20 protein-coding genes are annotated in these 21,981 nt (G+C 72.3%); 8 read left to right on the forward strand and 12 right to left on the reverse strand.

The window, feature by feature from the left end:
• Positions 1-31: 31 nt before the first annotated feature.
• A complete protein-coding gene (gene leuD, locus ELY19_RS15085) occupies positions 32-619 on the forward strand; it encodes a 3-isopropylmalate dehydratase small subunit (RefSeq protein WP_126196947.1) in 588 nt (195 codons plus the stop codon).
• A gap of 168 nt (positions 620-787) precedes the next feature.
• Positions 788-1,507, forward strand: coding sequence for an HU family DNA-binding protein (locus tag ELY19_RS15090; RefSeq protein ID WP_126196948.1), 720 nt, complete (start codon positions 788-790; stop codon positions 1,505-1,507).
• Between the two features lie 33 nt (positions 1,508-1,540).
• On the opposite strand, the gene ELY19_RS15095 is transcribed toward ELY19_RS15090, so the two are convergent.
• The 3 genes from ELY19_RS15095 to cofC are packed head-to-tail and all read right to left on the reverse strand — an operon-like array spanning position 1,541 to position 5,375.
• Positions 1,541-2,488 (reverse strand): NUDIX hydrolase, encoded by a 948-nt coding sequence (locus ELY19_RS15095; protein ID WP_126196949.1) that lies wholly within the window; start codon positions 2,486-2,488, stop codon positions 1,541-1,543.
• Entirely contained in the window at positions 2,485-4,620 is a 2,136-nt protein-coding gene (locus ELY19_RS15100; protein WP_227967339.1) for an RNA degradosome polyphosphate kinase, read from the reverse strand. The genes ELY19_RS15095 and ELY19_RS15100 overlap by 4 nt, the downstream gene beginning before the upstream one ends.
• Before the next feature lie 53 nt (positions 4,621-4,673).
• The gene (gene cofC, locus ELY19_RS15105) at positions 4,674-5,375 is read right to left on the reverse strand and encodes a 2-phospho-L-lactate guanylyltransferase (protein WP_227966857.1); all 702 of its coding nucleotides are present in this window, start codon (positions 5,373-5,375) and stop codon (positions 4,674-4,676) included.
• Positions 5,376-5,488: 113 nt separating this feature from the next.
• Here cofC and ELY19_RS15110 point away from each other — a divergent pair, with 113 nt between their 5' ends.
• Both ELY19_RS15110 and ELY19_RS15115 read left to right on the forward strand, forming a co-directional pair.
• Positions 5,489-6,520 (forward strand): NAD(P)H-dependent glycerol-3-phosphate dehydrogenase, encoded by a 1,032-nt coding sequence (locus ELY19_RS15110; protein WP_126196952.1) that lies wholly within the window; start codon positions 5,489-5,491, stop codon positions 6,518-6,520.
• A 54-nt stretch (positions 6,521-6,574) separates the two neighbouring features.
• A complete protein-coding gene (locus ELY19_RS15115) occupies positions 6,575-7,660 on the forward strand; it encodes a D-alanine--D-alanine ligase family protein (protein ID WP_126196953.1) in 1,086 nt (361 codons plus the stop codon).
• A gap of 18 nt (positions 7,661-7,678) precedes the next feature.
• On the opposite strand, the gene ELY19_RS15120 is transcribed toward ELY19_RS15115, so the two are convergent.
• Complete coding sequence (locus tag ELY19_RS15120; RefSeq protein WP_164711612.1) at positions 7,679-8,263, reverse strand: DUF3515 domain-containing protein; 585 nt, start codon at positions 8,261-8,263, stop codon at positions 7,679-7,681.
• A gap of 19 nt (positions 8,264-8,282) precedes the next feature.
• Between ELY19_RS15120 and ELY19_RS15125 the strand changes: the two genes are divergently transcribed.
• The gene (locus ELY19_RS15125) at positions 8,283-9,299 is read left to right on the forward strand and encodes a thiamine-phosphate kinase (protein ID WP_126196955.1); all 1,017 of its coding nucleotides are present in this window, start codon (positions 8,283-8,285) and stop codon (positions 9,297-9,299) included.
• A complete protein-coding gene (locus ELY19_RS15130) occupies positions 9,296-9,991 on the forward strand; it encodes a uracil-DNA glycosylase (protein WP_126196956.1) in 696 nt (231 codons plus the stop codon). The genes ELY19_RS15125 and ELY19_RS15130 overlap by 4 nt, the downstream gene beginning before the upstream one ends.
• Positions 9,992-10,008: 17 nt before the next feature.
• Here the strand turns inward: ELY19_RS15130 and ELY19_RS15135 are convergent, their stop codons facing one another.
• From ELY19_RS15135 to rpmB, 3 genes are all read right to left on the reverse strand, one after another.
• Positions 10,009-10,368, reverse strand: a complete 360-nt coding sequence (locus tag ELY19_RS15135) for a GntR family transcriptional regulator (RefSeq protein WP_126196957.1) — start codon at positions 10,366-10,368, stop codon at positions 10,009-10,011.
• A complete protein-coding gene (locus ELY19_RS15140; protein ID WP_126196958.1) occupies positions 10,365-11,177 on the reverse strand; it encodes a hypothetical protein in 813 nt (270 codons plus the stop codon). Before ELY19_RS15140 ends, ELY19_RS15135 begins: the two co-directional genes overlap by 4 nt.
• A gap of 203 nt (positions 11,178-11,380) precedes the next feature.
• The gene (gene rpmB / locus ELY19_RS15145; RefSeq protein ID WP_068521417.1) at positions 11,381-11,572 is read right to left on the reverse strand and encodes a 50S ribosomal protein L28; all 192 of its coding nucleotides are present in this window, start codon (positions 11,570-11,572) and stop codon (positions 11,381-11,383) included.
• Between the two features lie 169 nt (positions 11,573-11,741).
• Here rpmB and fakA point away from each other — a divergent pair, with 169 nt between their 5' ends.
• Both fakA and ELY19_RS15155 read left to right on the forward strand, forming a co-directional pair.
• Entirely contained in the window at positions 11,742-13,412 is a 1,671-nt protein-coding gene (gene fakA, locus ELY19_RS15150; RefSeq protein WP_164711613.1) for a fatty acid kinase ATP-binding subunit FakA, read from the forward strand.
• Positions 13,409-15,760, forward strand: coding sequence for an ATP-dependent DNA helicase RecG (locus ELY19_RS15155; RefSeq protein ID WP_126196960.1), 2,352 nt, complete (start codon positions 13,409-13,411; stop codon positions 15,758-15,760). The genes fakA and ELY19_RS15155 overlap by 4 nt, the downstream gene beginning before the upstream one ends.
• A 17-nt stretch (positions 15,761-15,777) precedes the next feature.
• Here ELY19_RS15155 and ELY19_RS15160 read toward each other — a convergent pair whose 3' ends face one another.
• Genes ELY19_RS15160 through ELY19_RS15180 form a run of 5 tightly spaced genes read right to left on the reverse strand, consistent with a single transcriptional unit; the run spans position 15,778 to position 21,948 of the window.
• Positions 15,778-16,392: a TetR/AcrR family transcriptional regulator gene (locus tag ELY19_RS15160; RefSeq protein ID WP_197715902.1), complete on the reverse strand. Its 615-nt coding sequence runs from the start codon at positions 16,390-16,392 to the stop codon at positions 15,778-15,780.
• Positions 16,393-16,402: 10 nt separating this feature from the next.
• On the reverse strand, positions 16,403-17,191 hold the full coding sequence (locus tag ELY19_RS15165) for an enoyl-CoA hydratase family protein (protein WP_126196961.1): 789 nt from the start codon (positions 17,189-17,191) through the stop codon (positions 16,403-16,405).
• 10 nt (positions 17,192-17,201) lie between these two features.
• The gene (locus tag ELY19_RS15170; protein WP_164711721.1) at positions 17,202-18,359 is read right to left on the reverse strand and encodes an acyl-CoA dehydrogenase family protein; all 1,158 of its coding nucleotides are present in this window, start codon (positions 18,357-18,359) and stop codon (positions 17,202-17,204) included.
• Between the two features lie 17 nt (positions 18,360-18,376).
• Positions 18,377-20,350 (reverse strand): ATP-binding protein, encoded by a 1,974-nt coding sequence (locus tag ELY19_RS15175; protein ID WP_126196963.1) that lies wholly within the window; start codon positions 20,348-20,350, stop codon positions 18,377-18,379.
• A gap of 8 nt (positions 20,351-20,358) precedes the next feature.
• A complete protein-coding gene (locus ELY19_RS15180) occupies positions 20,359-21,948 on the reverse strand; it encodes an acyl-CoA carboxylase subunit beta (RefSeq protein ID WP_126196964.1) in 1,590 nt (529 codons plus the stop codon).
• Between the last annotated feature and the right edge of the window lie 33 nt (positions 21,949-21,981).

Consider the following 21,981-nt stretch of genomic DNA (forward strand, 5'->3'; position numbering starts at 1 on the left):
GCCACCCGACCGCAGCTCAAGGAGAACGACCATGGAAGCCATCGTCACCCACACCGGCATCGGCGTGCCGCTGCGCCGCACCAACGTCGACACCGACCAGATCATCCCCGCCGTGTACCTCAAGCGCGTGACCCGCACCGGGTTCGAGGACGGTCTCTTCTCGGCCTGGCGCGCCGATCCGAACTTCATCCTCAACGTCCCGCCCTACGACCGCGGCTCGGTCCTCGTCGCCGGACCCGACTTCGGCACCGGCAGTTCCCGTGAGCACGCCGTGTGGGCGCTCATGGACTACGGCTTCCGGGTGGTCATCTCGTCGCGGTTCGCGGACATCTTCCGCGGCAACTCGGGCAAGGCGGGCCTCGTGGCCGCACTGGTCGAGCAGGAGAACGTCGAACTGCTGTGGAAGGCCCTCGAGAACGACCCGGGGCTCGAGGTCACCGTCGACCTCGAGGACCGGACGGTGACCGCCGGGGACTTGGTAGTCCCGTTCACGATCGACGACCCGGTCCGGCATCGCCTGATGGCGGGGCTGGACGACATCGGCATCACCCTGCAGCAGGACGCCGCCATCTCTGATTTTGAAAGTCATAGGCCCGCATACAAACCCGTGACTCTGTAGCGCGTGAACCCGCCAGTGGCGGCACCGGATCGAACCGGTGCCGCCACTTGTCATTCCGACACACCTTCGATCAAATCTGGCGTGGCTCTTGGATTGAATGCAATTCTGCGTTTACGGTGTCCCTAGTTGGCTCAGCGGTGAGCCTCCGACCACAGAGGAAGATCGTCAATGAACAAGGCAGAACTGATCGAGGCGCTCACCGAGAAGCTGGGCACCGACCGCCGGACCGCCGGCGCCGCCGTCGAGGCGATCGTGGACACGATCGTCCGTGCCGTCCACGCCGGTGAGTCCGTCACCATCACGGGCTTCGGTGTCTTCGAGCAGCGCAAGCGCGCCGCCCGCGTCGCCCGCAATCCCCGCACCGGCGAGACCGTCAAGGTCAAGCCCACGTCCGTCCCGGCGTTCCGTCCCGGCGCGCAGTTCAAGGCCGTGATCTCCGGCTCGGCGAAGCTGCCGGCCTCGGGCCCCGCCGTCCGCCGCAGCTCGGCCACCACGGCCGCGCCCGCCAAGAAGACGGCCGCGAAGAAGGCACCGGCGAAGGCCGCGAAGGCGACCGCCACGAAGGCGGCCGCGAAGAAGGCGCCGGCGAAGGCGACCAAGGCCGCCCCCGCGAAGAAGGCCGCGACCAAGGCGCCCGCCAAGAAGGCCGCGACCAAGGCCACCCCGGCGAAGAAGGCCGCGACCAAGGCGCCCGCCAAGAAGGCCGCGACCAAGGCCACCCCGGCGAAGAAGGCCGCGACCAAGGCGCCCGCCAAGAAGGCCGCCACCAAGGCCACCCCGGCGAAGAAGGCGGCGACCAAGGCGCCCGCGAAGAAGGCCGCGACCAAGGCGCCCGCGAAGAAGGCTCCGGCCAAGAAGGCCCCCGCCAAGAAGGCCGCCAAGAAGTAACCGACCGTCGTCGGGCCGCTGCCCCTGGACGCCTCAGTGCTCCAGGGGCAGCGGGCTGTCGATGTGGTCCATCGTCAGCAGCCGCCCGCCGTCGGTGGTGAGCACCCACACGCTTGCCTTGCGGTTCCGGGCGGCGGGCAGGCGCACGTCGTCCGCGCCGGCCCACCAGGCGGTGAGATCGGGGATCACGCCGCCCTGGCTGCACACTACGGGCACCGTTCCCGATTCCTCGCCCTGCCGAGCGATCTCGCGGATCCGCCGATGCGCGGCCGCCGGGTCGCGTGCGTAGGCCGCCTCCGACATCGTCGGCTCCTCCACCAGGGGCAGGCCCGTCTCGGCCGCCAGCGGCTCCAGGGTCTGCGTGCATCGCACCGGCGGCGCCGAGAGCAGGCGACCGGGCCCGAAGGCGCTCAGGAGGTCCACCAGGGCCTCCGCCTGCGCCCGCCCGTTCCGGTCCAGCGGTCGCGCGAGATCGTCGCCCTGGTACCCCTGCTTCCGGCCCGCCTTCGCGTGCCGCACGATGAGCATCGTCGACGTCGACCGCGGCTGCTTGCCGAACGACCGCAGGATCCGCCGGTCGATCGGATAGCTCAGCAGCGCCGTCGCCTCCTTCACCGGGAGCCACCGCAGTTCGTCGGTCTCCTCGTTCGGCACGAACACCCCGGACCCGGCCAGCGCGGACCAGTAGCCGACGCGCTTGCGCACGGTCGCGCCGCCCGGACCGTGCCGCTTGCGCCGCGGCACGTCGTAGGACACCTGGCCGACCGCGCGCACGAAGCGGGCGGAGAAGCCCGTCTCCTCGACCACCTCCCGCAGCCCGGCCACGACGGGGTTCTCGTCCGCCTCCACGTGCCCCTTGGGCAGCGACCAATCGTCGTAGCGGGGGCGGTGCACCACAGCCACTTCCGGGCCGCCCGGGGCGGGGCGCCAGAGCACGCCGCCGGAGGCGCGGACGACCGCGCCCTCGCCTCCGCCGCTCACCGCTGGCTCGCGCGGTGCGGGCGCATCAGTTCCCGCTGGTGATCCCGCACGGTCTCGCCCGGGATGGGGGAGGCGTTCCAGTTGCCGTCACCGTCGAGCACCCAGCAGCGCGTCGCGGGATCGAGGGCGGAGTCGAACATCTCGCCCAACTGCCGCGTGAGTCGCGGATCCTTCACCTGCGCCATCACCTCGACTCGGCGGTCGAGGTTGCGGTGCATCATGTCCGCGCTGCCGATCCAGAACTCGTCCGCGCCGCGGAAGTGCAGGATGCGCGAGTGCTCGAGGAACTGCCCGAGAATCGAGCGGACCGTGATGTTCTCACTCACGCCCGGGACGCCGGGACGCAGCGCACAGATTCCGCGGACCACGACCTCCACGGGCACCCCCGCCTGGCTCGCCCGGTAGAGCGCATCGATGATCTGCTCGTCCACCACGGCGTTCGCCTTGAGCTGGACGCCGGCGGGCTTCCCCGCGAGACGCAGCTCGATCTCGCGGTCGATCCGCTCGACGATGCCCGAGCGGATCCCGTGCGGCGCGACCATGAGGTTGCGGTACTCCTCCTTGCGGGAGTAACCCGTGAGCCGGTTGAACAGGTCCGTCAGGTCCGCGCCCAGATCGGGGTCCGCCGTGAACAGGCCGACGTCCTCGTACAGGCGCGCGGTCTTCGGGTTGTAGTTCCCCGTGCCGATATGGCAGTAGCGGCGGATCGTCGAGCCCTCGCGCCGGACCACCAGGCAGGTCTTGCAATGGGTCTTGAGGCCGACGAGGCCGTACACGACGTGCACGCCCGCCTGCTCCAGCTTGCGCGCCCACTTGATGTTCGCCTGCTCGTCGAAGCGCGCCTTGATCTCGACCAGCGCCACGACCTGCTTGCCGGCCTCCGCCGCGTCGATCAGGGCGTCGACGATCGGCGAATCGCCCGAGGTGCGGTACAGCGTCTGCTTGATCGCGAGGACGTGGGGGTCTGCGGCCGCCTGCTCGATGAACCGCTGCACGCTGGTCGAGAAGGAGTCGTACGGGTGGTGCACGAGCACGTCGCCCTCGCGGAGCGTGGAGAAGACGCTCTTCGGGGTCTCCCGCTCACCGAACGCGGGGTGGGTCACCGGGACGAAGGGCTTCTCCTTCAGGTCCGGACGGTCCACGCCGTACAACTCGAACATGCAGTTCAGGTCCAGCAGGCCGGGCACGGTGATGACATCGGCCGGGTCGACATCCATCTCGCGCAGCAGCAGATCGAGCATGTGCTCGGACATGTCCTCCGCCACCTCAAGGCGGACCGGCGAACCGAAGCGGCGCCGCGCGAGCTCGCGTTCGAGCGCCTGCAGCAGGTCCTCGTCGCGGTCCTCCTCGACCTCGAAATCGGCGTTGCGCGTGATCCGGAAGACGTGATGCTCGGACACCGTCATCCCCGGGAACAGGACGTCGAGGTGCGCGGAGATCAGGTCCTCGAGGGGGAGAACCGCGTGATCCATCCGCTCGCTGCGCACCGAGACCATCCGTGCGACGTTGTCCGGCACCTTGACGCGGGCGAAATGCTCGCCGCCCGTGGTCGTGTCGACCACCGCCACCGCCAGGTTGAGCGAGAGACCCGAGATGTACGGGAACGGGTGCGCCGGGTCGACGGCCAGCGGCGTGAGCACCGGGAAGACCTGCGTGTGGAAGTACGCGGTGAGGTCCTCGCGCTCGGCCGGCGTCAGGTCCGCCCAGCTGACCACCGAGATGCCCTGCGCCGCCAGCTCCGGGCGCACCGCGTCGCTGAACACGAGGGCGTGCTTGTGCGAGAGCTCCTGGGTGCGCTGGGCGATCAGGCGCAGCTGCTCCCGGGGCGAGAGGCCATCGGCCGAGCGGACGGACAGTCCCATCTGGTCGCGACGCTTGAGGCCCGCCACCCGGACCATGAAGAACTCGTCCAGGTTCGACGCGAAGATCGCGAGGAACTTGGCCCGCTCCAGCAGTGGCAGCGAGGCGTCCTCCGCCATCGCCAGCACGCGCGCGTTGAAGTCGAGCCAGCTCAGTTCCCGGTTCAGGTAGCGGTCCGCCGGCAGGTCGCTGGTCACCTCGGCCGGCGCCGCGGGCGGCGCCGTCGGGATCGCCGTCGGCCTGCCGGAGGGCGGGAGGGCCGGCTCGGCCACCGCGGTGCTCGGGGCTTGCGTCGGTTCGGCGGAGGGGGCGGGAGGCTCGGTCGTCACCGTTCCATTCTGGCGTATCGGACGCGTGCATTCGACGCGAAGCCCCGATCGGCCGCGGCGAGCGCCTCGGTGGTGCGTTCTCCCAGGGGCCGCGCACCGGCGAGGTCCTGCGGGGTGTCGACGTCGGTGCGCAGACCGGGCCAGGGACCGGCGTGCCGGGCGGCACCCCCGGCCTCGTGCGCCGCCGCGGAGTCCGGCCCGAAGGCGGCGCCCAGGTCCGTCCCCGGAGGCGCGTAGAGCGCGGCGGTCCCCGTCCCCGCGTGGTCCGGCACGAATCCCCGGCGGCCCTCCGTCGCGGCGAGGAAGGCCCCGAGTTCGGTGGGCGTGACCCCCGGCAGGTCCGCCTGGAGCGCCAGGACCGCGACCGCGGGGCCGTGCTCGGCGCGCGCGGCCCGCGCCCCCGCCTCCAGAGCGGCGTTCAGGCCACCGGGCCGGGGCTCGTCGACGGTCCGTGCGCCGGCGGCCTCCGCCGCCGCGCGCACGGCGGGATCCGGGGAGACCACGTGCACGCCGATGACCCCGGCAGTCGCGGCGGCCGCGGCCAGTGTGTCCCGCAGCATCGCCAGCACCAGCCCGGGAACGGCGTCCCGCAGGCCGTCCCCGGGCGCGGCGAACCGCGACTTGGCGGCGTCGAGCGACTTCACAGCGGTCACCACCACGACGGCGGGGCGGGCGGAGGCCCCGTGCGGTGAGCTCATGAGCACCAATGTAGGCGCGCCGAACCGAACCCGCCGTCTCCGGGCGGGCGATAGGCTCGGCCCGGGTGCCCACGGATCGGGTGGGACCGGTGCGCTGCGAGGAGGGGTCTCGGATGGTCGACGTTGCGGTGATGGGGGCGGGGTCGTTCGGAACCGCGATGGCGAAGGTCTTCGCGGAGGCCACCCGTCCGGAGCCGCACCGCGTCCGGATGTGGTGCCGGCGGCAGGAGGTCGCCGATCAGATCAACGACACCAGGATCAACGCCCAGTACCTCCCGGAGGGGGTGCTCCCCGAGAACCTCACCGCGACACACGATCCGGAGGAGGCGATGCGCGGGGCGGGGCTCGTGGTGCTCGCCGTCCCATCGCAGTCGCTGCGCGCGAACCTGCGCGACTGGGGCCACCTCATCCCGCCGGACATCACCGTCGTCAACCTGGCCAAGGGCATCGAGATCGGGACGCTGGACCGGATGAGTGAGGTCGTCGTCGACGCCGCTGGCATCGACCGGGACCGCCTCGCCGTGCTCACCGGTCCGAACTTCGCCAAGGAGATCGCGAAGGGACAGCCCACCCTCGCCGTCGTCGCCTCCGACAACGCCGACCGGGCCTCCAGTACCCAGTACCTCGTCCGGACCGACTACTTCCGTCCCTACACGAGCGACGACGTCGTCGGCTGCGAGATCGGCGGCGCCACCAAGAACGTCATCGCCCTCGTCTGCGGTATCGCCTCCGGCATCGACCTGGGCGAGAACTCGCGCGCGGCGATCATCACCCGCGGCCTCGCCGAGACGCTGCGCCTCGGCACGGCGCTCGGGGCCCAGCCGCTGACCCTGGCTGGGCTCGCCGGCGTGGGCGATCTGGTCGCGACGTGCAGCTCGCCCCAGTCCCGCAACTTCAGCTTCGGCGCGCGCCTCGGACAGGGCATGACGGTGGAACAGGCGCAGGCCGCCGCGCACGGCCAGGTCGCCGAGGGCGCCAAGTCGTGCATCTCCATCGCGGACCTGGCACGCCGCGTCGGGGTCGAGATGCCGCTCACCGAGGCCGTGCGCGCCGTCTGCTACGACGGGGTGCCCGTCTCCCGGGCCATGGACGACCTGCTCAACCGCGACGTCGGCGGCGAATGGCGGCCCAACGACGCCGAGTAGCCGACGCGGTAACCACGTGGCCCTCCGATCCGGCGACACGTAAGGTGGGCGACCGTGACGGAGCGAATCAGGGTGGCAGTGGTCTTCGGCGGGCGCAGCAGCGAGCACGCGGTCTCGTGCGTTTCGGCGGGCAGCATCCTCGCCCACCTCGACCCCGAGCGCTACCAGGTGGTCCCCGTCGGCATCACCCAGGCGGGCTCGTGGGTGCTCTCCGACGGTGACGCCGACGCGCTGCGCTTTACGGACCGCAGCCTGCCCAGCGTGCCCGAGGGCCCCACGGACCTCGCCCTGCTCCCCGGCGCCGAACTGGTATCCGTGGACGCCGACGCGGCGGGGTCCGTGCTCGGGAGCGTCGACGTCGTCTTCCCCGTGCTGCACGGCCCGTACGGCGAGGACGGCACGCTGCAGGGCCTGCTGGAGATGGTGGGCGTGCCCTACGTCGGCGCGGGCGTCCTCGCCTCGGCCGCGGGAATGGACAAGGAGTTCGCGAAGAAGCTGCTCGCCGCCGACGGCCTGCCCGTCGGCGACTTCCACGTACTCCGCCAGCGCGACACCGAGGTCCCGCCGGACGTCCTGCACCGCCTGGGCCTGCCGCTCTTCGTCAAGCCCGCCCGCGGCGGCTCGTCGATCGGCATCACCCGGGTGACCGACCTGACCGAGCTCCCCGCCGCGATCGCCGAGGCCCGGAAGTGGGACCCGAAGGTGATCATCGAGGCGGCCGTGATCGGCCGCGAGGTCGAGATCGGCGTCCTCGAACGGCCCGACGGCGACGTCGCCGCATCGGCGATCGCCGAGATCGAGATGGCGGCCGACGCCGAGCACTCCTTCTACGACTTCGAGACCAAGTACCTCGACGACCGCGCCCGGTACACCGTGCCCGCGAACCTCACCGAGGAGCAGGCGGCGGCGATCCGCGACCTCGCGGTGCGCGCCTTCCACGCCTTCGACGGCCAGGGCCTCGCCCGCGTCGACTTCTTCCAGACCCCCGACGGCCCGGTGATCAACGAGGTCAACACCATGCCGGGCTTCACGTCGACGTCGATGTACCCGCGGATGTGGGCCGAGTCCGGCGTCGGCTACGCCGAACTGCTCACCGTGCTCATCGAGACCGCCCTCGCCCGGGGCACCGGCCTCCGCTGACGGCGGAGCGGGAGCGGGCTACCTACCCAGGTCGAGCGAGGCGGCCTGCAGGTGCTCGCGGATCGCGTCCGACGTCGCCTGCACGGCCGAGGTACCGGCACCGTCGGGCACCCACAGGGTGACGTACGGGCGATGATCCACGGCGGTCCAGTAGCTGCCGCCGTCGGGAGCGGGGGCGCCCGCGGGAGTCGCCTGCAGCCACTGCACTCCGTTGATGATCTGCAGCTTCGACGTCGCGGACAGGTCGGCGGGACGGTCGGTGCCGCATCGCACCTCGACGGCCCCGGCCTTCTCGCCGCTCCAGCGGGCGAAGCCCCCGGGCTCGTCGTCGCCGGTGCGGCGGAAGCCGTCGAGGTCGGCGGGGATCGCGCCGAGCAGCTTCGCGCACGCCCCGTCGCCGGACGACGGCGCCGCGATCGACTTCAGGTGGCCGGCCTCCGCCGCGTCGCGGGCCTCGCCCTGCTTCTGCTGCGCGAGCACCAGGAAGACGACGAAGCACGCGACCACCGCGAGCGGCAGCGCCACCGCCGTCGCGAGGAAGGCGGGGCTGCGGCGCTCCGTCGTGCCCGGCGCCGCGGTGGTCTGGTCGTCTGCATCGCTCACGTCCGATACGGTAGCCGCGATGACATCAGAGGAGCCGGACAGCCCTGCGCACACCCGCGTGCGCACCGTGGCCGAACTGGGGGAGGACGGCGTGATCGCGCTGGCCACCGGCGGTGTGCGCCCCGATCCGCGGGTACCGGTCGGCCCGGGCGACGACGCTGCGGTCGTCGTCGCCCCCGACGGCCGGACGGTGGTCTCCTCGGACGCGCTCGTCGAGGGCCGGCACTTCCGGTTCGAGCTGACCACGCCCGAGCACGTGGGCCGGCGCGCGATCGCGCAGAACGCCGCCGATATCGCGGCGATGGGCGCCGTGTGCACCGCCTTCACCGTGACGCTGGGCTGTCCGTCGGAGACGGGCGAGGACGTGATCGCGGGTATCGCTCGGGGCACCACGCTCGGCGCCGCGGAGGCGGGCGGCGCGATCGCCGGGGGAGACGTGGTGCGCACCGACCAGGTGCTGCTCGCGGTCACCGTCCTCGGCGACCTCCAGGGCAGGGAACCGGTGCTGCTCTCGGGCGCGCGGCCGGGCGACGTGGTCGCCGTCCGCGGCACGCTCGGACACTCCGCCGCGGGCCTGGACGTCCTCCTCGCGGGGTACGACGGTTTCGACGGGCTCGTCGAGACCTACCGCTGCCCGGCCCCTCCGCTCGCCGCCGGGCCGCAGGCCGCCGACGCCGGCGCGACCGCCCTCACCGACGTCTCCGACGGACTGCTCCGGGACGCCCGCGCCCTCGCCCGGGCCTCGGGCGTGACGATCGCGCTCGACGGTGCGCTCCTCGCGCCCGACGCCGAGCTGACCGCCTGCGCCGCCGCGCTCGGCGCCGACGCCGACCGGTGGGTCCGCACGGGCGGCGAGGATCACGCACTGCTCGCGACGTTCCCCGCGGGGAGCCCTCTCCCGGGCGGATGGCGCGCCATCGGCACGGCCGCCGAGCCCGGCGAACGGCCCGCGGGCACCGTCACCGTCGACGGCGACGCCGGGCCGGCCGGCGGCGGCTGGAACACCTTCACCGAGGCAGAGGAGGACGCGCGATGACGGCGAGACCACTGGCGGACAGCGTCGAGGCGGGATGGGCGGAGGCGCTCGCGCCCGTCGCCGACGAGATCGCCGCGCTCGGCGACTTCCTGCGCGCCGAGAACGCCTCCGGGCGGGGGTACCTGCCCGCCGGCGCCAACGTGCTGCGCGCCTTCCGGCAGCCGTTCGCCGACGTGCGCGTGCTCATCGTCGGCCAGGACCCGTATCCGACGCCCGGGCACGCCGTGGGACTGTCCTTCTCGGTCGACCCGGCGGTGCGACCGGTCCCGCGCAGCCTGCAGAACATCTACCGCGAGTACTGCGACGATCTCGGCCTGCCGATGCCCGCCAACGGCGACCTCTCGCCGTGGACCGAGCAGGGCGTGCTGCTGCTCAACCGCGTCCTCACCGTGCGTCCGGGGACGCCCGCCTCACACCGTGGGAAGGGCTGGGAGAAGGTGACCGAGTGCGCCATCGACGCGCTGGTCGCGCGCGACGCTCCACTGGTGGCGATCCTGTGGGGCCGCGACGCGGCGTCGCTCGGGCCGCGCCTCGGGGACGCTCCGCGGATCGAGTCGGTGCACCCGTCGCCGTTGTCCGCGTCGCGGGGCTTCTTCGGATCCCGCCCCTTCTCGAAGGCCAACGAGGCGTTGGTCGCCCTGGGCGCCGATCCCGTGGACTGGCGGCTGCCGCACCTCGCGCAGGTTCCCTGAGAGGTTCGGCGCCGGAATCAGCGATGCATCGTCGCGGGAGTGCTCAGGGCGTCCTCGACGAGACCGAGGATCGTCGCACGGGGCACGCCCAGGGACCGCATCTCGGCGACGAAGGCATGCGCGCGTGCCGCGGGGGCCGCCGACGCATCGGCCACGACGGTTCCGCCCCGACCGCGCGTGACGACGACGCCGGACTGCTCCAGCTCGCGGTAGGCGCGGGCCACGGTGTTGGGGGCGATGTCGAGGTCCGCGGCGAGGCGCCGCACCGACGGGAGCCGGGTGCCCGGCGCGAGCGCGCCGCTCGCCGCGGCGGCCGCGATCTGCGAACGGATCTGTTCGAAGGCCGGGGTGGGGGAGTCCGGGTCGTAGACGATCATCGCGAGAGGGCACCGCGCGGGCCGTGCGTACCGTCCTTCTCGGCGCGTGCGGAGACCACCAGTCCCACGGCGAGCGCGGATGCCGCGGCCCCGCACAGGACGAGGATGGCGTACCCGGCGAGTTGCGCGTCAGCCGGATACGGCGCGGAATTGGCCTTGAGCAGAGCGTCCGCCGCGTAGGCGAGCCACAGCACGACCGCGACGACGGCGTAGGCGGGGACCAGGTTGGTGAACCGGACCAGGTACCGCGCTCGGGCGCGGTTCGCCGCCCGGAGGTCCTCCGGCGTGTCCGCGCGCAGCGGGTGCCCGACGACGGCGCGGACGCCGAGTTCGGCACAGATCCATCCGATGACCGCGACGGCGGAGGCGCCGATCGCGACCGGCAGTGCGACGCTGAGTCCCGAGTCGGTGTGATGGGCCGGCCAGCGCACGAGCAGGACCGTGCCGACCCCGACCGCCACCACGACGGCGGGGGCCGCGCGCATGGTGGTGAGGTTCATCCGCGGCAGGTAGTCGTGCGCGGTGACTCCGACCCCGAGGGCGACCCGCCGCCCGGGGGCAGCCTTCGTCCTTCGCAGCACGGAGATCAATTCGCCGATCACCGTCCCGCCGGCGAAGGCGATCAGGGCTCCCGCCCACCACAGCTCCGTGTTCCCCCAGGACGCCGCGGCCAGAACCACGAACGGTGCAGCGATGACGAGCCCGGTGTACAGCGTCGGCTCCGGCGCGCGCCGGCCCGTCGTGCCGTAGACGGCGTTCGCCTGCCGCCCGACCATGCCGAGGAGAAGGATGATCCACACCAGCGTCATGACTGCCTCCGTCCGGGTGCGCTCCGGCTTCCGCATGTGTGTCGATACACCACCGAATGTATCAATACATAAATGGTCCGGCAAGCGCCTCGCGGCGCGGTGGTGGGCGCTCGGCGACGGCCGAGTGCGGATCACGAGGACGGCGGACGCCACAAGGCCCGCGACCGAAACGGTCGCGGGCCTTGTGGCGTGGGTGTCGCGTACTAGCCGCGGACGACCTTGCCGGCCTTGATGCACGAGGTGCACACGTTCAGCCGGCGGGTCTGGCCGGGCGCGACCTGGGCGCGCACGGTCTGGATGTTCGGGTTCCACCGGCGGTTGGTACGCCGGTGCGAGTGCGAGACCGACTTACCGAAGCCGGGGCCCTTGTCGCAGACGTCGCAGACGGCAGCCATAGTCGTGTACTCCTCGTATCGTTGAAAACCTGTGCTTCGCCCCGGCGGTCGCAGACGTGAAGGACACGCACGGACGCGAGGCAACCCTGCAAGCATAGCCGAGCCCGGCGACGGAGCCAAACCGCTCCGGAGCCCGTACCGCGCGGGCGCGCCCACTAGGCTGGCACCCGTGACGGGACCGAATGCGGAGGACGGCCGCGTGGTGGTGGCCTGGCTGCGGCGCGCCGTCCTCGGACTCGAGCGCGCCGTCGACGAGATCAACACGCTCAACGTGTTCCCGGTCGCGGACGCGGATACCGGCACGAACATGCTGGTCACTCTCCGCGCCGCCGCCCGCTCCGCCGAGGAGGCCGACCGCGCCGAGGGGCCGCACGCCGTGGCCCGCGCCACGGTCGCCGGCGCGGTGGCGGGGGCGCGGGGCAATTCGGGGGTCATCGTCTCGCAGATCATGCGGGGCCTGGCCGCGCAGCTCGGTCCCGACGCCGACCTCACCGCCGAGGGCCTGGCGACCGGCCTGAGGAACGCGACCGAGTTGGTCACCACCGCGGTCGCCGATCCGATCGAGGGCACCATCCTCTCCGTCCTGCGGGCCGCCGGCGACGGGGCCGGGGCGGCCCTCTCCGGCGGGGGCGACCTCGCCGCCTGCGCGCGCGGTTCCGCGGACGCCGCCTTCGACGCCCTGCTGCGCACGCGCGACCAGCTCGCCGACAACGCCGCGGCCGGAGTGGTCGACGCCGGCGGGCGCGGCCTGCTCGTCCTGCTCGACGCTCTCGTCGAGGTGACGTCCGGCACCGTGCCCGAGCGCCCCCGGTTCGGCCGCCAGGTGGCACCGCACGTGCAGGTGCACGTCGAGGAGGGGCACGGTCACGCGCACGATCACGGTGCGCACGCCGACCCGCCCCGCGGTCCGCACGCCGACTACGAGGTCATGTACCTCCTCCCCGCCGCGACCGAGGCCACCGCGAACCGGCTGCGGGCGGAGCTGCAGGCCTTCGGCGACTCGGTCGTCGTGGTCGCCGCGGCCGACCCGGACCCCGTCGCGACCTGGTCGGTGCACACGCACACGACAGAGCCCGGTGCCGCGATCCAGGCCGGGCTGCGGCACGGCAAACTCCGCAGCATCGCCGTCAACGTGCTGCAGGAGGCGGGCCACGCGGAGACGCCCCTGCAGGCACTGCTGGACGCGCCGCGCGCGATCGTCGCGCTCGTCTCCGGCGACGGTGCCGCGGAGCTGTTCACGAGCGCGGGGGCGGAGGTGATCCGCTGCGACGGCGGCATGACCCACGCGGAGTTGCTGGCCGCACTGCACCGGTTCGAGGGCCGCGAGGTGCTGCTCATGCCGAACGGCGCGCTCCCCACCCCGGAACTGCTGGCGGTCGCGGCGCGGTCCCGCGAATCGGGGGTGCTCGTGACCCTGCTGCCGACCTCGTCGATGGTGCAGGCGATCGCCGCGCTCGCGGTGCACGAGCCGAACGGCCACGCCGCCGACGACACCTACTCGATGGCGGAGGCCGCCGCCGGTGCGCGGTGCGGCTCGGTCGTCGCCGTCACCGAGGATGCGCTGACGATCCTCGGCCCCTGCGGCCCCGGCGACTACCTGGGCATGGTCGGAGGCGAGGTGGTGGTTCTCGAGGAGGACCAGTACTCCGCGGGCGAGGCGCTCGCCGAACTGCTGCTGGCCACGGGCGGCGACATGGTGACGGTCCTCCTGGGCGAGGCCGGCGACGGCGACTTCCCCGACCGGGTCAGCGCCGCCCTGCGGCCGGACCGCCCCGAGGTCGAGGTGATCGGCTACCGGGGCGGACAGACCGCGAGCGTGATGGAGATCGGCGTCGAATGAGCTCTGCGCGCACCCTCACGCTGCAGACGCCGCTGGCGGAGGCCGTCGACCCCGAGATCGCCGACGTGGCGACCGCCGAACTCGGGTTGGCCACCGTCGGTGACCTGCTGCGGCACTTCCCGTTCCGGTACGAGGGCGGCGCCGTCGAGGACGACGGCACGCGGCGCTCCGAACCCCGCATCGGCGACGACATCGTCGTGATCGGCACCGTCACCGCGATCACGCCCCCGAAGCCGCATCATCGCGGCAAGAAGATGTTCCGGGTCCAGGTGGTGAACAAGGTCCGGGCCTACGAGGTGACCTTTTTCAACTACCTGCCCAAGCCGATCCAGCCCGACCGGCAACTGCTGCTGATCGGCCGGCTCGGCGAGTTCAACGGCAAGCTGCAACTCACCCATCCCGAGTGGCTGGTCCTGCCGGACACCACGATCACCTCGGCCGAGGCGCTCGCCGCCAACGAGGCGGGATCGACCAAGGCCGGTTCCAAACGACTCAAGTTCGCCGACCTGAGCCTGTTGATGCAGCCCACCGTGCCGATCTACCACGGCACCAAGAACATGCCGACGTGGCTGATCCTCTCGCTGGTGGACAGCGTCCTGAAAAGGCTCGCGCCGGTGCCGGAATCACTGCCGCCCGCGTTCCTCGCGCTGCACGGGCTCATGAGCCTCGACGACGCGGTGCGCGCCGCGCACAAGCCGGACGGTCGCGCGCAGGCCGACCGGGCGCGCCGCCGCCTCGCCTTCGACGAGGCCGTCGCGATCGAGACCGCCCTCGCCCGGCGGGCGCACGACGTCGGCATCGTCGGCGCGCCGCCGTTGCACGCGCCCGACGGTCCGCTGCAGGCCGGGCTGCGCGAGCGGCTCCCGTTCGCGCTCACCGCGGGGCAGGAGGGCGTGCTGGCCGAGATCCTCGGCGACATGGCCCGCGACCACCCGATGACCCGGCTGCTGCAGGGCGAGGTCGGCTCCGGCAAGACCCTCGTAGCGCTGCTGGCGATGCTCGCCGCGGTGGATGCAGGGCACCAGGCCGTGCTCCTGGCGCCGACGGAAGTCCTGGCGACGCAGCACCTCCTGTCCATCACGGCGATGCTCGGCGACCTGGCCGAGGCGGGCCAGCTGGGCGCGGCGGACGCGGCGACGACGGTGACCCTGCTGACGGGGTCGATGACCGTCAAGCAGCGCCGGGCGGCGCTGCTGCGCATCGTGACCGGCGAGGCCGGCATCGTGATCGGCACGCACGCACTGCTGGAGGACACCGTCGAGTTCTTCCGGCTGGGGCTCGTGGTGGTCGACGAACAGCACCGGTTCGGCGTGGAGCAGCGTGACCGCCTGCGGCGCAAGGGCACCGGGGAGAGCACCGACGACGAGTCGATGCCGCACCTGCTGGTGATGACGGCGACGCCGATTCCGCGCACCGTCGCCCTCGCGCAGTTCGGCGACATGGCGACATCCGTGTTGCGGGAGCTGCCGCGCGGCCGGCAGCCGATCCAGACCTCCGTCGTCCCCGAGGACCGCGAGGCGTGGGTCGCCCGGGCCTGGGCGCGCGTCGACGAGGAGGTCCGCGCCGGCCGCCAGGTGTACGTCGTGTGCCCGCGGATCGGCGACGATGCGACCGGTGAGCAGGCCAAAGCCGGGTTCACCGACGAGGACTACGACTTCGAGGCACCCGCGGCGGAACCGAAGGCGTCCGGGAGGAGCGCATCCCGCGGAGCGCCGAACGCGGACGAGGCGGAGAAGCCGAAGACCGTCTCCGCGATCGAGATGTACGACCAGCTCGCCGCCGGCCCGCTCGGCCGGCACCGGATCGCCCTGCTGCACGGCCGGCTCCCCGCCGAGGAGAAGTCGGAGATCATGGCGTCGTTCGCCGCCGGGGAGATCGACATCCTGGTGGCGACGACCGTGATCGAGGTCGGCGTGGATGTCGCGAACGCGACCACGATGGTGGTGCGCGACGCCGACCGGTTCGGCATCAGTCAGCTGCATCAGCTCCGTGGCCGCGTCGGCCGCGGCGGGCTGCCGGGGCTGTGCCTGCTCCTCACCGCCACCGGGTCCGAGCGCACGCTGGAGCGGCTGCACCGTGTCGCCGAGACCGTCGACGGCTTCGCGCTGGCGCAGCTCGACCTCGAGTACCGCGGCTTCGGCGACATCCTGGGCGTGGACCAGTCCGGCCTCGCACGGCGCCTGAGCTTCCTCGACCTCGCGCAGGACGGCGACGTGCTCCAGGCCGCGCGGGATCTCGCCTACGAGATCGTCGGCGAGGATCCCGAACTCGAGCGCCACGAGGCCCTGCGCAGCATGAACGAGGTCATCCTCGGCGGCGACCGCGGCGACTACCTCGACAAGGCCTAGCGAGCACGGCGACGCGCTCAGCGGGCGACGAAGATCGCCGCCAGCTGCCGGCCCCAGAAGTCGACGACCTGCTCGCGGCGGGCGGCATCGTCGGAGAGCAGGTCGGCGAGGCCGAGGCCGCGGGCGAGGTCCAGCGTGGCCTGCACGGCCCGGCGGGCCTCCTCGTCGTCCCGGTCCACGCCGAGCAGGCGCATGGCGAGGGCGAAGACCTCACGGGAATGCTTGTTCTCGAAGGGCAGCATCCGCTCGCGGAGTGCGTCGTCGCTCGCGGCCGCCGTCCACACGTGCAGCGCGGCCTTGAACAGGTCGTCCGTGTAGTACTCGACGATGAGCCGCGCCACCGCGTACGGACGGTCGGGCCCCTCGGGCACCGCCGCACCCGCCTGCGCCACCTGCGCGAGCCGCTGCTCGCCCATGTACTCGAGCGCGGCGCTGATCAGATCCTCCCGAGTGGGGAAGTGATGCTGGGCGGCGCCCCGCGAGACCCCCGCCTGCCGTGCCACGCTGCCCACCGTGGTGGCCGTCCACCCGCGTGCGGCGAGCGACGCGATGGTGGTCTCCAGCAAACGCTGCCGGGTCTCCCGGCTGCGGGACTGCTGGGGTGCGCGGATGGGCGGGCGGAGGGGAGTCATCAGCAGCAGCCTATTCCGCCGGTGCCGGTTCGGCCCAGCTCGGCGCGCGCTTCTGCAGGAACGCCGTGATCCCCTCGACGGATTCCGGGGAACCGAACAGTCGCGCCGACTGCTCGCCCAGGGCGTCCGCCCGCTCGTCGAAGGAGCGCAGCACGTCGTGCCACAGGATCTGCTTGGTCTCCCGCAAGCCCTGCGGGCTGCACAGCTGCAGCTCGCGGAGCTGCTCCGCGACCGCGGACGCCGGATCGGCGACCGCCGCGGTGATCAGGCCGTAGCCGGCGGCCTCGGCACCGTCGAACTTCCGGCCGGTGAGCAGCAGCGTGGAGGCGACCCGCGAGGGCAGGTGCGGCAGCAGCACCAGCGAGACCATCGCCGGCGCGACGCCGATCCGCGTCTCCGTGACCGCGAACGACGCGCCGGGACCCGCGAACACGAAGTCGCACGAGCCGATCAGGCCGAAGCCGCCGGCTCGGACGTGCCCGTCGACCTGGGCGATCACCGGCTTCGGGCACTCGATGATCCCGCGCATGGCGCCGATCATCGCCAGCGTGCGCGACTTCGGATCGCTCCCTGCCCCGTTGGCCGCGGCCTCCTTGAGATCGGCGCCCGCGCAGAACGTCGTGCCGGTGTGGGTGAGCACCACCGCCCGGGCGGCGTCGTCCGCGGCGGCACGCTCCAGACCCGCGCTCAGGTCGGCGAGCAGCCGCTGCGAGATCGCGTTCCGGTTGTGCGGGCTGTCGATCGTGAGGTACGCGGCGCCGCCGCGCGTCTCGTACCGGACCAGGGAATCGTCGGTCATCGGCTGCCTCCTAGTAGCTCTTGGGCAGGCCGAGCGAGTGCTCGGAGATGAAGTTGAGCACCATCTCGCGGCTGACCGGGGCGATGCGGAACAGGCGCGACGCCACCAGCATCTGCGCGAGGCCGTACTCGGTGGTGAGGCCGTTGCCACCGAGCGAGTGGATCGCCCGGTCGACGGCCTTCGCGCCCGCCTCGCCGCCGGCGAACTTCGCCATGTTCGCGGCCTCGGCGGCGGCGAACTCCTGGCCGGCGTCGTACAGGGTCGCGGCCTTCTGCAACATCAGCTTCGCCAGTTCGGTCTCGACCTTGAGCTCGGCGAGGGGGTGTGCGATGGCCTGGTGCGCGCCGATCGGGACCTTGAAGACGGTGCGCTCCTTGGCGTACGCCACGGCGCGGTCGATCGCGTAGCGGGCCGAGCCCACGGCGCCCGCCGCGGCCATGATCCGCTCGGGATTGAGCCCCGCGAACAGCTGCGCGATGGCGGCGTCGGGCTCGCCGACGAGTGCCTCGGCCGGGAGCCGGACGTCGTCGAAGAACAGCGTCCACTGCGATTCCGGAAGCCCCACCTCCATGGGGATCCTCGTCTTCTGCAGGCCGGGCGAGTCGGTGGGCATGAGGAACAGCGCGGGGCGCAGCTTGCCCGTCTTCGCGTCCTCGGTGCGCGAGACGACGAGGACCACGTCGGCGAGCTCGATCCCCGAGATGAAGGTCTTCTGGCCGGAGATGATCCAGTCGGAGCCGTCGCGGCGGGCGGTGGTGGTGATCCGGTGGCTGTTGCTGCCCGCATCGGGCTCGGTGATCGCGAAGGCGGCGATGGTCTCGCCGGAGGCGATGCCCGGCAGCCAGCGCTGCTTCTGCTCCTCGGTGCCGAACTTGGAGATGATGGTGCCGTTGATGGCGGGGGAGACCACCAGCATCAGCAGCGACGAGCCGGCCGCGGCGAGCTCCTCGCCGACGATGCCCAGCTCGTACATCCCGGCGCCGCCGCCGCCGTACTGCTCGGCGATGTTCACGCCGATGAGGCCGAGATCGCCCGCGGCCTTCCAGAGCTCGGTCGGGCCCTCGCCGGCCGCGATCTTCTCGCGCATGTACTCGGGGCCGAACTTCTTCCCCAGGTCCGAGACCGTCTGCCGGAGCGCCTGGCGCTCCTCGGACTCGATGACATCCATAGCGATGCTGGTGGTGCTCATTCCTCGTTGTCTCCTGAATCTTCCAGCACGGCGACGACGGCGCCGGCATCGATGTTCTGGCCCACCTCGACCGCGATCGCGGTGATGACGCCGTCGGCGGGGGCGGAGATGGCGTGCTCCATCTTCATCGCCTCCATCCACAGCACGGGCTGCCCGGTGGTGACGGAATCGCCCACCTGGGAGCCGATCCGGGTGATCACGCCGGGCATTGGCGCGAGCAGGGATCCCGCGGCCGCGGCGGCGTCCGCCGAGGGCAGCGGGTCGACGAGCGTCAGCGTCGCGGCGCCGCGCGCCGTCTCCACCTCCACGACGGTGCGGTCCCCGGAGTAGGTGGTGACGGCGACGGTGCGCCGGATCCCGTCGCGCTCGACGGCGACGCGCGCGCTCACGCCGTCGTCGGTGACGGTCGCGACCTGCCCGCTGTCGGCGCGGAACTCGCGCTCATCGGCCGTGCGGAACTCGGGCACCAGGGTGCGCGAGCCGAGGTTGCGCCAGCCGGGCGCGACGTGCGGCAGCGGGCTCGCGGCGGCGCCCCGGCGGTCCAGCACCGCGCCGGCGGCCGACGCGGCCTCGGCGAGCTCGGCCTCGTCGAGCAGGGGCGCGGCGAGGCGGTCCAACCGGTCGCCGGTGAGGAAGTCGGTCGCGAAGTCGCCGGCCTTGAAGTCGGCGTCCGCGAGGACCCGTACCAGCAGGTCGCGGTTGGTGGTGATGCCGTGGATGACGGCCTTGCGCAGCGCGGCCTCGGTGATCGCGAGGGCCTGCGCGCGGGTTGGCGCGAAGCCGATCACCTTGGCCAGCATCGGATCGTAGAAGACCTCCACGACGCTGTCGCGCGGCGCGAGGGCGCTGTCGAGCCGGATGCCGGGGCGGTCCGGGCCGGTGAACTCGCTCACGACGCCGGGCACCTCGAAGCGATGGACCGTGCCGGCCGCGGGCCGCCAATCGTTGGCGGGGTCCTCGGCGTAGAGGCGGGCCTCGATGGCCCAGCCGCGCGTGGCGGGAGGCTCGGGCGAGGGCAGCGGCAGGCCGGCGGCCACGTCGAACTGCAGTCCGACGAGGTCGAGCCCGGTGGTGGCCTCGGTGACCGGGTGTTCCACCTGCAGGCGCGTGTTGACCTCGAGGAAGAAGAACTCGCCCGCGTCGGTGGCGAGGAACTCGACGGTGCCCGCCCCGGTGTAGCCGATGGCCTTGGCGGCGTTGGCCGCCGCCTCGTACAGGGCGGCCCGCATCGCCGGATGCCGCTCGACCAGCGGCGACGGGGCCTCCTCGAGGACCTTCTGGTGGCGGCGTTGGATCGAGCACTCGCGCTCGCCCACCGCCCAGACGGTGCCCTGGGCGTCGGCCATCACCTGGACCTCGATGTGGCGGCCGCGCTCGAGGTAGCGCTCGCAGAACACGGTGCCGTCCCCGAACGCCGACTTCGCCTCGCGCTCTGCGGCGTCGAGGTTGTCCTGCAATTCGGCGCGGGTACGGACCACGCGCATGCCGCGGCCGCCGCCGCCGGCGGAGGCCTTGACCAGGACGGGGAAGTCGCCGTCGGACACCTGATCCGGGGTCAGGTTGGTGAGCATGGGGACGCCGGCCTCGGCGAGGCGGGCCTTCGCCGCCACCTTGGAACCCATCGCGGTGATGGCCTCGGGGGACGGCCCGATCCAGACGATGCCCGCTGCCTGGACCGCGGCGGCGAACTCGGCGTTCTCGGAGAGGAAGCCGTACCCGGGGTGGATGGCCCGGGCGCCGGTGGCCTTCGCCGCGGCGATGATCTTCTCGCCCTGCAGGTAGGTATCGGCCGGGGATTCGCCGGGCAGGCGCACGGCCTCGTCGGCCTCCGCGACGTGCGGCGCGTTCGCATCCGGGTCGGAGTAGACGGCGACGGCGCGCAGGCCACGGGCATGGGCCGCGGCGATGACGCGGCGGGCGATCTCGCCGCGGTTGGCGACGAGGACGGAATCGAAGGTGGTGTCAGTCATGTCTTCTCTCACATCCGGAAGACGCCGAAGGCGTCGGTGCCGTGGACGGGGCCGTTGTTGATGGCGGAGAGCGCCATACCGAGCACCGTGCGGGTGTCGCGGGGGTCGATGATGCCGTCGTCGTAGAGCATCCCGGACATGAAGGCCGGCAGGGACTCCTTGTCGATCTGGGTCTCGATCGCGGTACGCATGCCGTCGACGAAGGCGGGGTCCATGGCCTGGCCGCGGGACGCGGCGGAGGCCGCGGCCACCTCGGTCACCACGTCCGCGAGCTGCTTGGCGCCCATGACCGCCGAGCGTGCACTGGGCCAGGAGAACAGGAACCGCGGGTTGAAGGCGCGGCCCGCCATGCCGTAGTGGCCGGCGCCGTAGGAGGCGCCCGCGATCAGCGAGAGATGGGGGACCTCGGAGTTGGAGACGGCGTTGATCATCATCGAGCCGTGCTTGATCATGCCGCCGCGCTCGTACTCCGCGCCCACCATGTAGCCGGTGGTGTTGTGGATGAACAGGAGCGGCGTGTCGTAGCGGTTGGCCAACTGGATGAACTGCGTGGCCTTCTGCGCCTCCTCGGAGAACAGGACACCGCGGGCGTTGGCGAGGATGCCGATGGGGTAGCCGTGCAGGTTCGCCCAGCCGGTGGTGAGCGAACCGCCGTACAGCGGCTTGAACTCGTCGTAGTCGGAGTCGTCGACGATGTGGGCGATGATCTCCCGCGGGTCGAAGGGGATCTTCAGATCGTCCGGGACGATGTCGAGCAGGCCCTCGGCGTCGTAGCGCGGGGGCTTGACCAGGCTCGACGGTGCCGTGCCCTGCTTGCGCCAGTTGAGTCGCTTGACGATCGAGCGGGCGATCCGCGCCGCGTCGAGCTCGTCGGTGGCGAGGTAGTCGCCGAGGCCCGAGGTCCGCGAGTGCATCTCGGCGCCGCCGAGCGTCTCGTCGTCGGAGATCTCGCCCGTCGCGGCCTTCACCAGGGGAGGTCCGGCGAGGAAGACCTTGGAGCGCTCCTTGATCATCACCACGTGATCGCTCATGCCGGGGATGTACGCGCCGCCCGCGGTGGAGTTGCCGTAGACCACGGAGATCGTGGGGATGCCCGCCTTCGACAGCTGCGTGAGGTTGCGGAACATCGCACCGCCGGGGACGAACACCTCCTTCTGCGTCGGCAGATCGGCACCGCCGGACTCGACCAGCGAGAGCACCGGCAGGCGGTTCTCCTTCGCGATGTCGTTGAGACGCAGCGACTTGCGCAGCGTCCACGGGTTGGAGGTGCCGCCCTTGACGGTCGGGTCGTTGGCGACGACCATCACCTCGACTCCCTCGACGACGCCGATGCCGCCGACGAGGGAGGCGCCGACCTGGAAGTCACTGCCCCAGGCGGCGAGCGGCATCAGCTCGAGGAACGGGGAGGCGGGATCGAGCACGCTGTCGATGCGCTCCCGGGCCGTCAGCTTGCCGCGCCCCCGGTGCCGCTCCACGTACTTCTCGCCGCCGCCCGCGAGGGCCTTGTCGAATTCGGCGGTGAGATCGGCCAGCTTGTCGAGCATCGTCTTGCGGTACGCGGCCGCGTCGGGGGCGGGGGTGCTGCGGAGCACCGTCATGAGTGGAGTCCTTTGCCGTTGTGGGTACCGGAG

The organism is Tsukamurella paurometabola (assembly GCF_900631615.1).
GTDB lineage: Bacteria > Actinomycetota > Actinomycetes > Mycobacteriales > Mycobacteriaceae > Tsukamurella > Tsukamurella paurometabola_A.

Excerpts from the sequence above, each read along its gene's own strand:
- leuD (WP_126196947.1), top strand. The coding sequence starts at position 32 with ATGGAAGCCATCGTCACCCACACCGGCATCGGCGTGCCGCTGCGCCGC.
- ELY19_RS15090 (WP_126196948.1), top strand. The coding sequence starts at position 788 with ATGAACAAGGCAGAACTGATCGAGGCGCTCACCGAGAAGCTGGGCACC.
- cofC (WP_227966857.1), bottom strand. The coding sequence starts at position 5,375 with ATGAGCTCACCGCACGGGGCCTCCGCCCGCCCCGCCGTCGTGGTGGTG.
- ELY19_RS15110 (WP_126196952.1), top strand. The coding sequence starts at position 5,489 with ATGGTCGACGTTGCGGTGATGGGGGCGGGGTCGTTCGGAACCGCGATG.
- ELY19_RS15125 (WP_126196955.1), top strand. The coding sequence starts at position 8,283 with ATGACATCAGAGGAGCCGGACAGCCCTGCGCACACCCGCGTGCGCACC.
- ELY19_RS15130 (WP_126196956.1), top strand. The coding sequence starts at position 9,296 with ATGACGGCGAGACCACTGGCGGACAGCGTCGAGGCGGGATGGGCGGAG.
- ELY19_RS15135 (WP_126196957.1), bottom strand. The coding sequence starts at position 10,368 with ATGATCGTCTACGACCCGGACTCCCCCACCCCGGCCTTCGAACAGATC.
- ELY19_RS15140 (WP_126196958.1), bottom strand. The coding sequence starts at position 11,177 with ATGACGCTGGTGTGGATCATCCTTCTCCTCGGCATGGTCGGGCGGCAG.
- rpmB (WP_068521417.1), bottom strand. The coding sequence starts at position 11,572 with ATGGCTGCCGTCTGCGACGTCTGCGACAAGGGCCCCGGCTTCGGTAAG.
- ELY19_RS15155 (WP_126196960.1), top strand. The coding sequence starts at position 13,409 with ATGAGCTCTGCGCGCACCCTCACGCTGCAGACGCCGCTGGCGGAGGCC.
- ELY19_RS15160 (WP_197715902.1), bottom strand. The coding sequence starts at position 16,392 with ATGACTCCCCTCCGCCCGCCCATCCGCGCACCCCAGCAGTCCCGCAGC.
- ELY19_RS15165 (WP_126196961.1), bottom strand. The coding sequence starts at position 17,191 with ATGACCGACGATTCCCTGGTCCGGTACGAGACGCGCGGCGGCGCCGCG.
- ELY19_RS15170 (WP_164711721.1), bottom strand. The coding sequence starts at position 18,359 with ATGGATGTCATCGAGTCCGAGGAGCGCCAGGCGCTCCGGCAGACGGTC.
- ELY19_RS15175 (WP_126196963.1), bottom strand. The coding sequence starts at position 20,350 with ATGACTGACACCACCTTCGATTCCGTCCTCGTCGCCAACCGCGGCGAG.
- ELY19_RS15180 (WP_126196964.1), bottom strand. The coding sequence starts at position 21,948 with ATGACGGTGCTCCGCAGCACCCCCGCCCCCGACGCGGCCGCGTACCGC.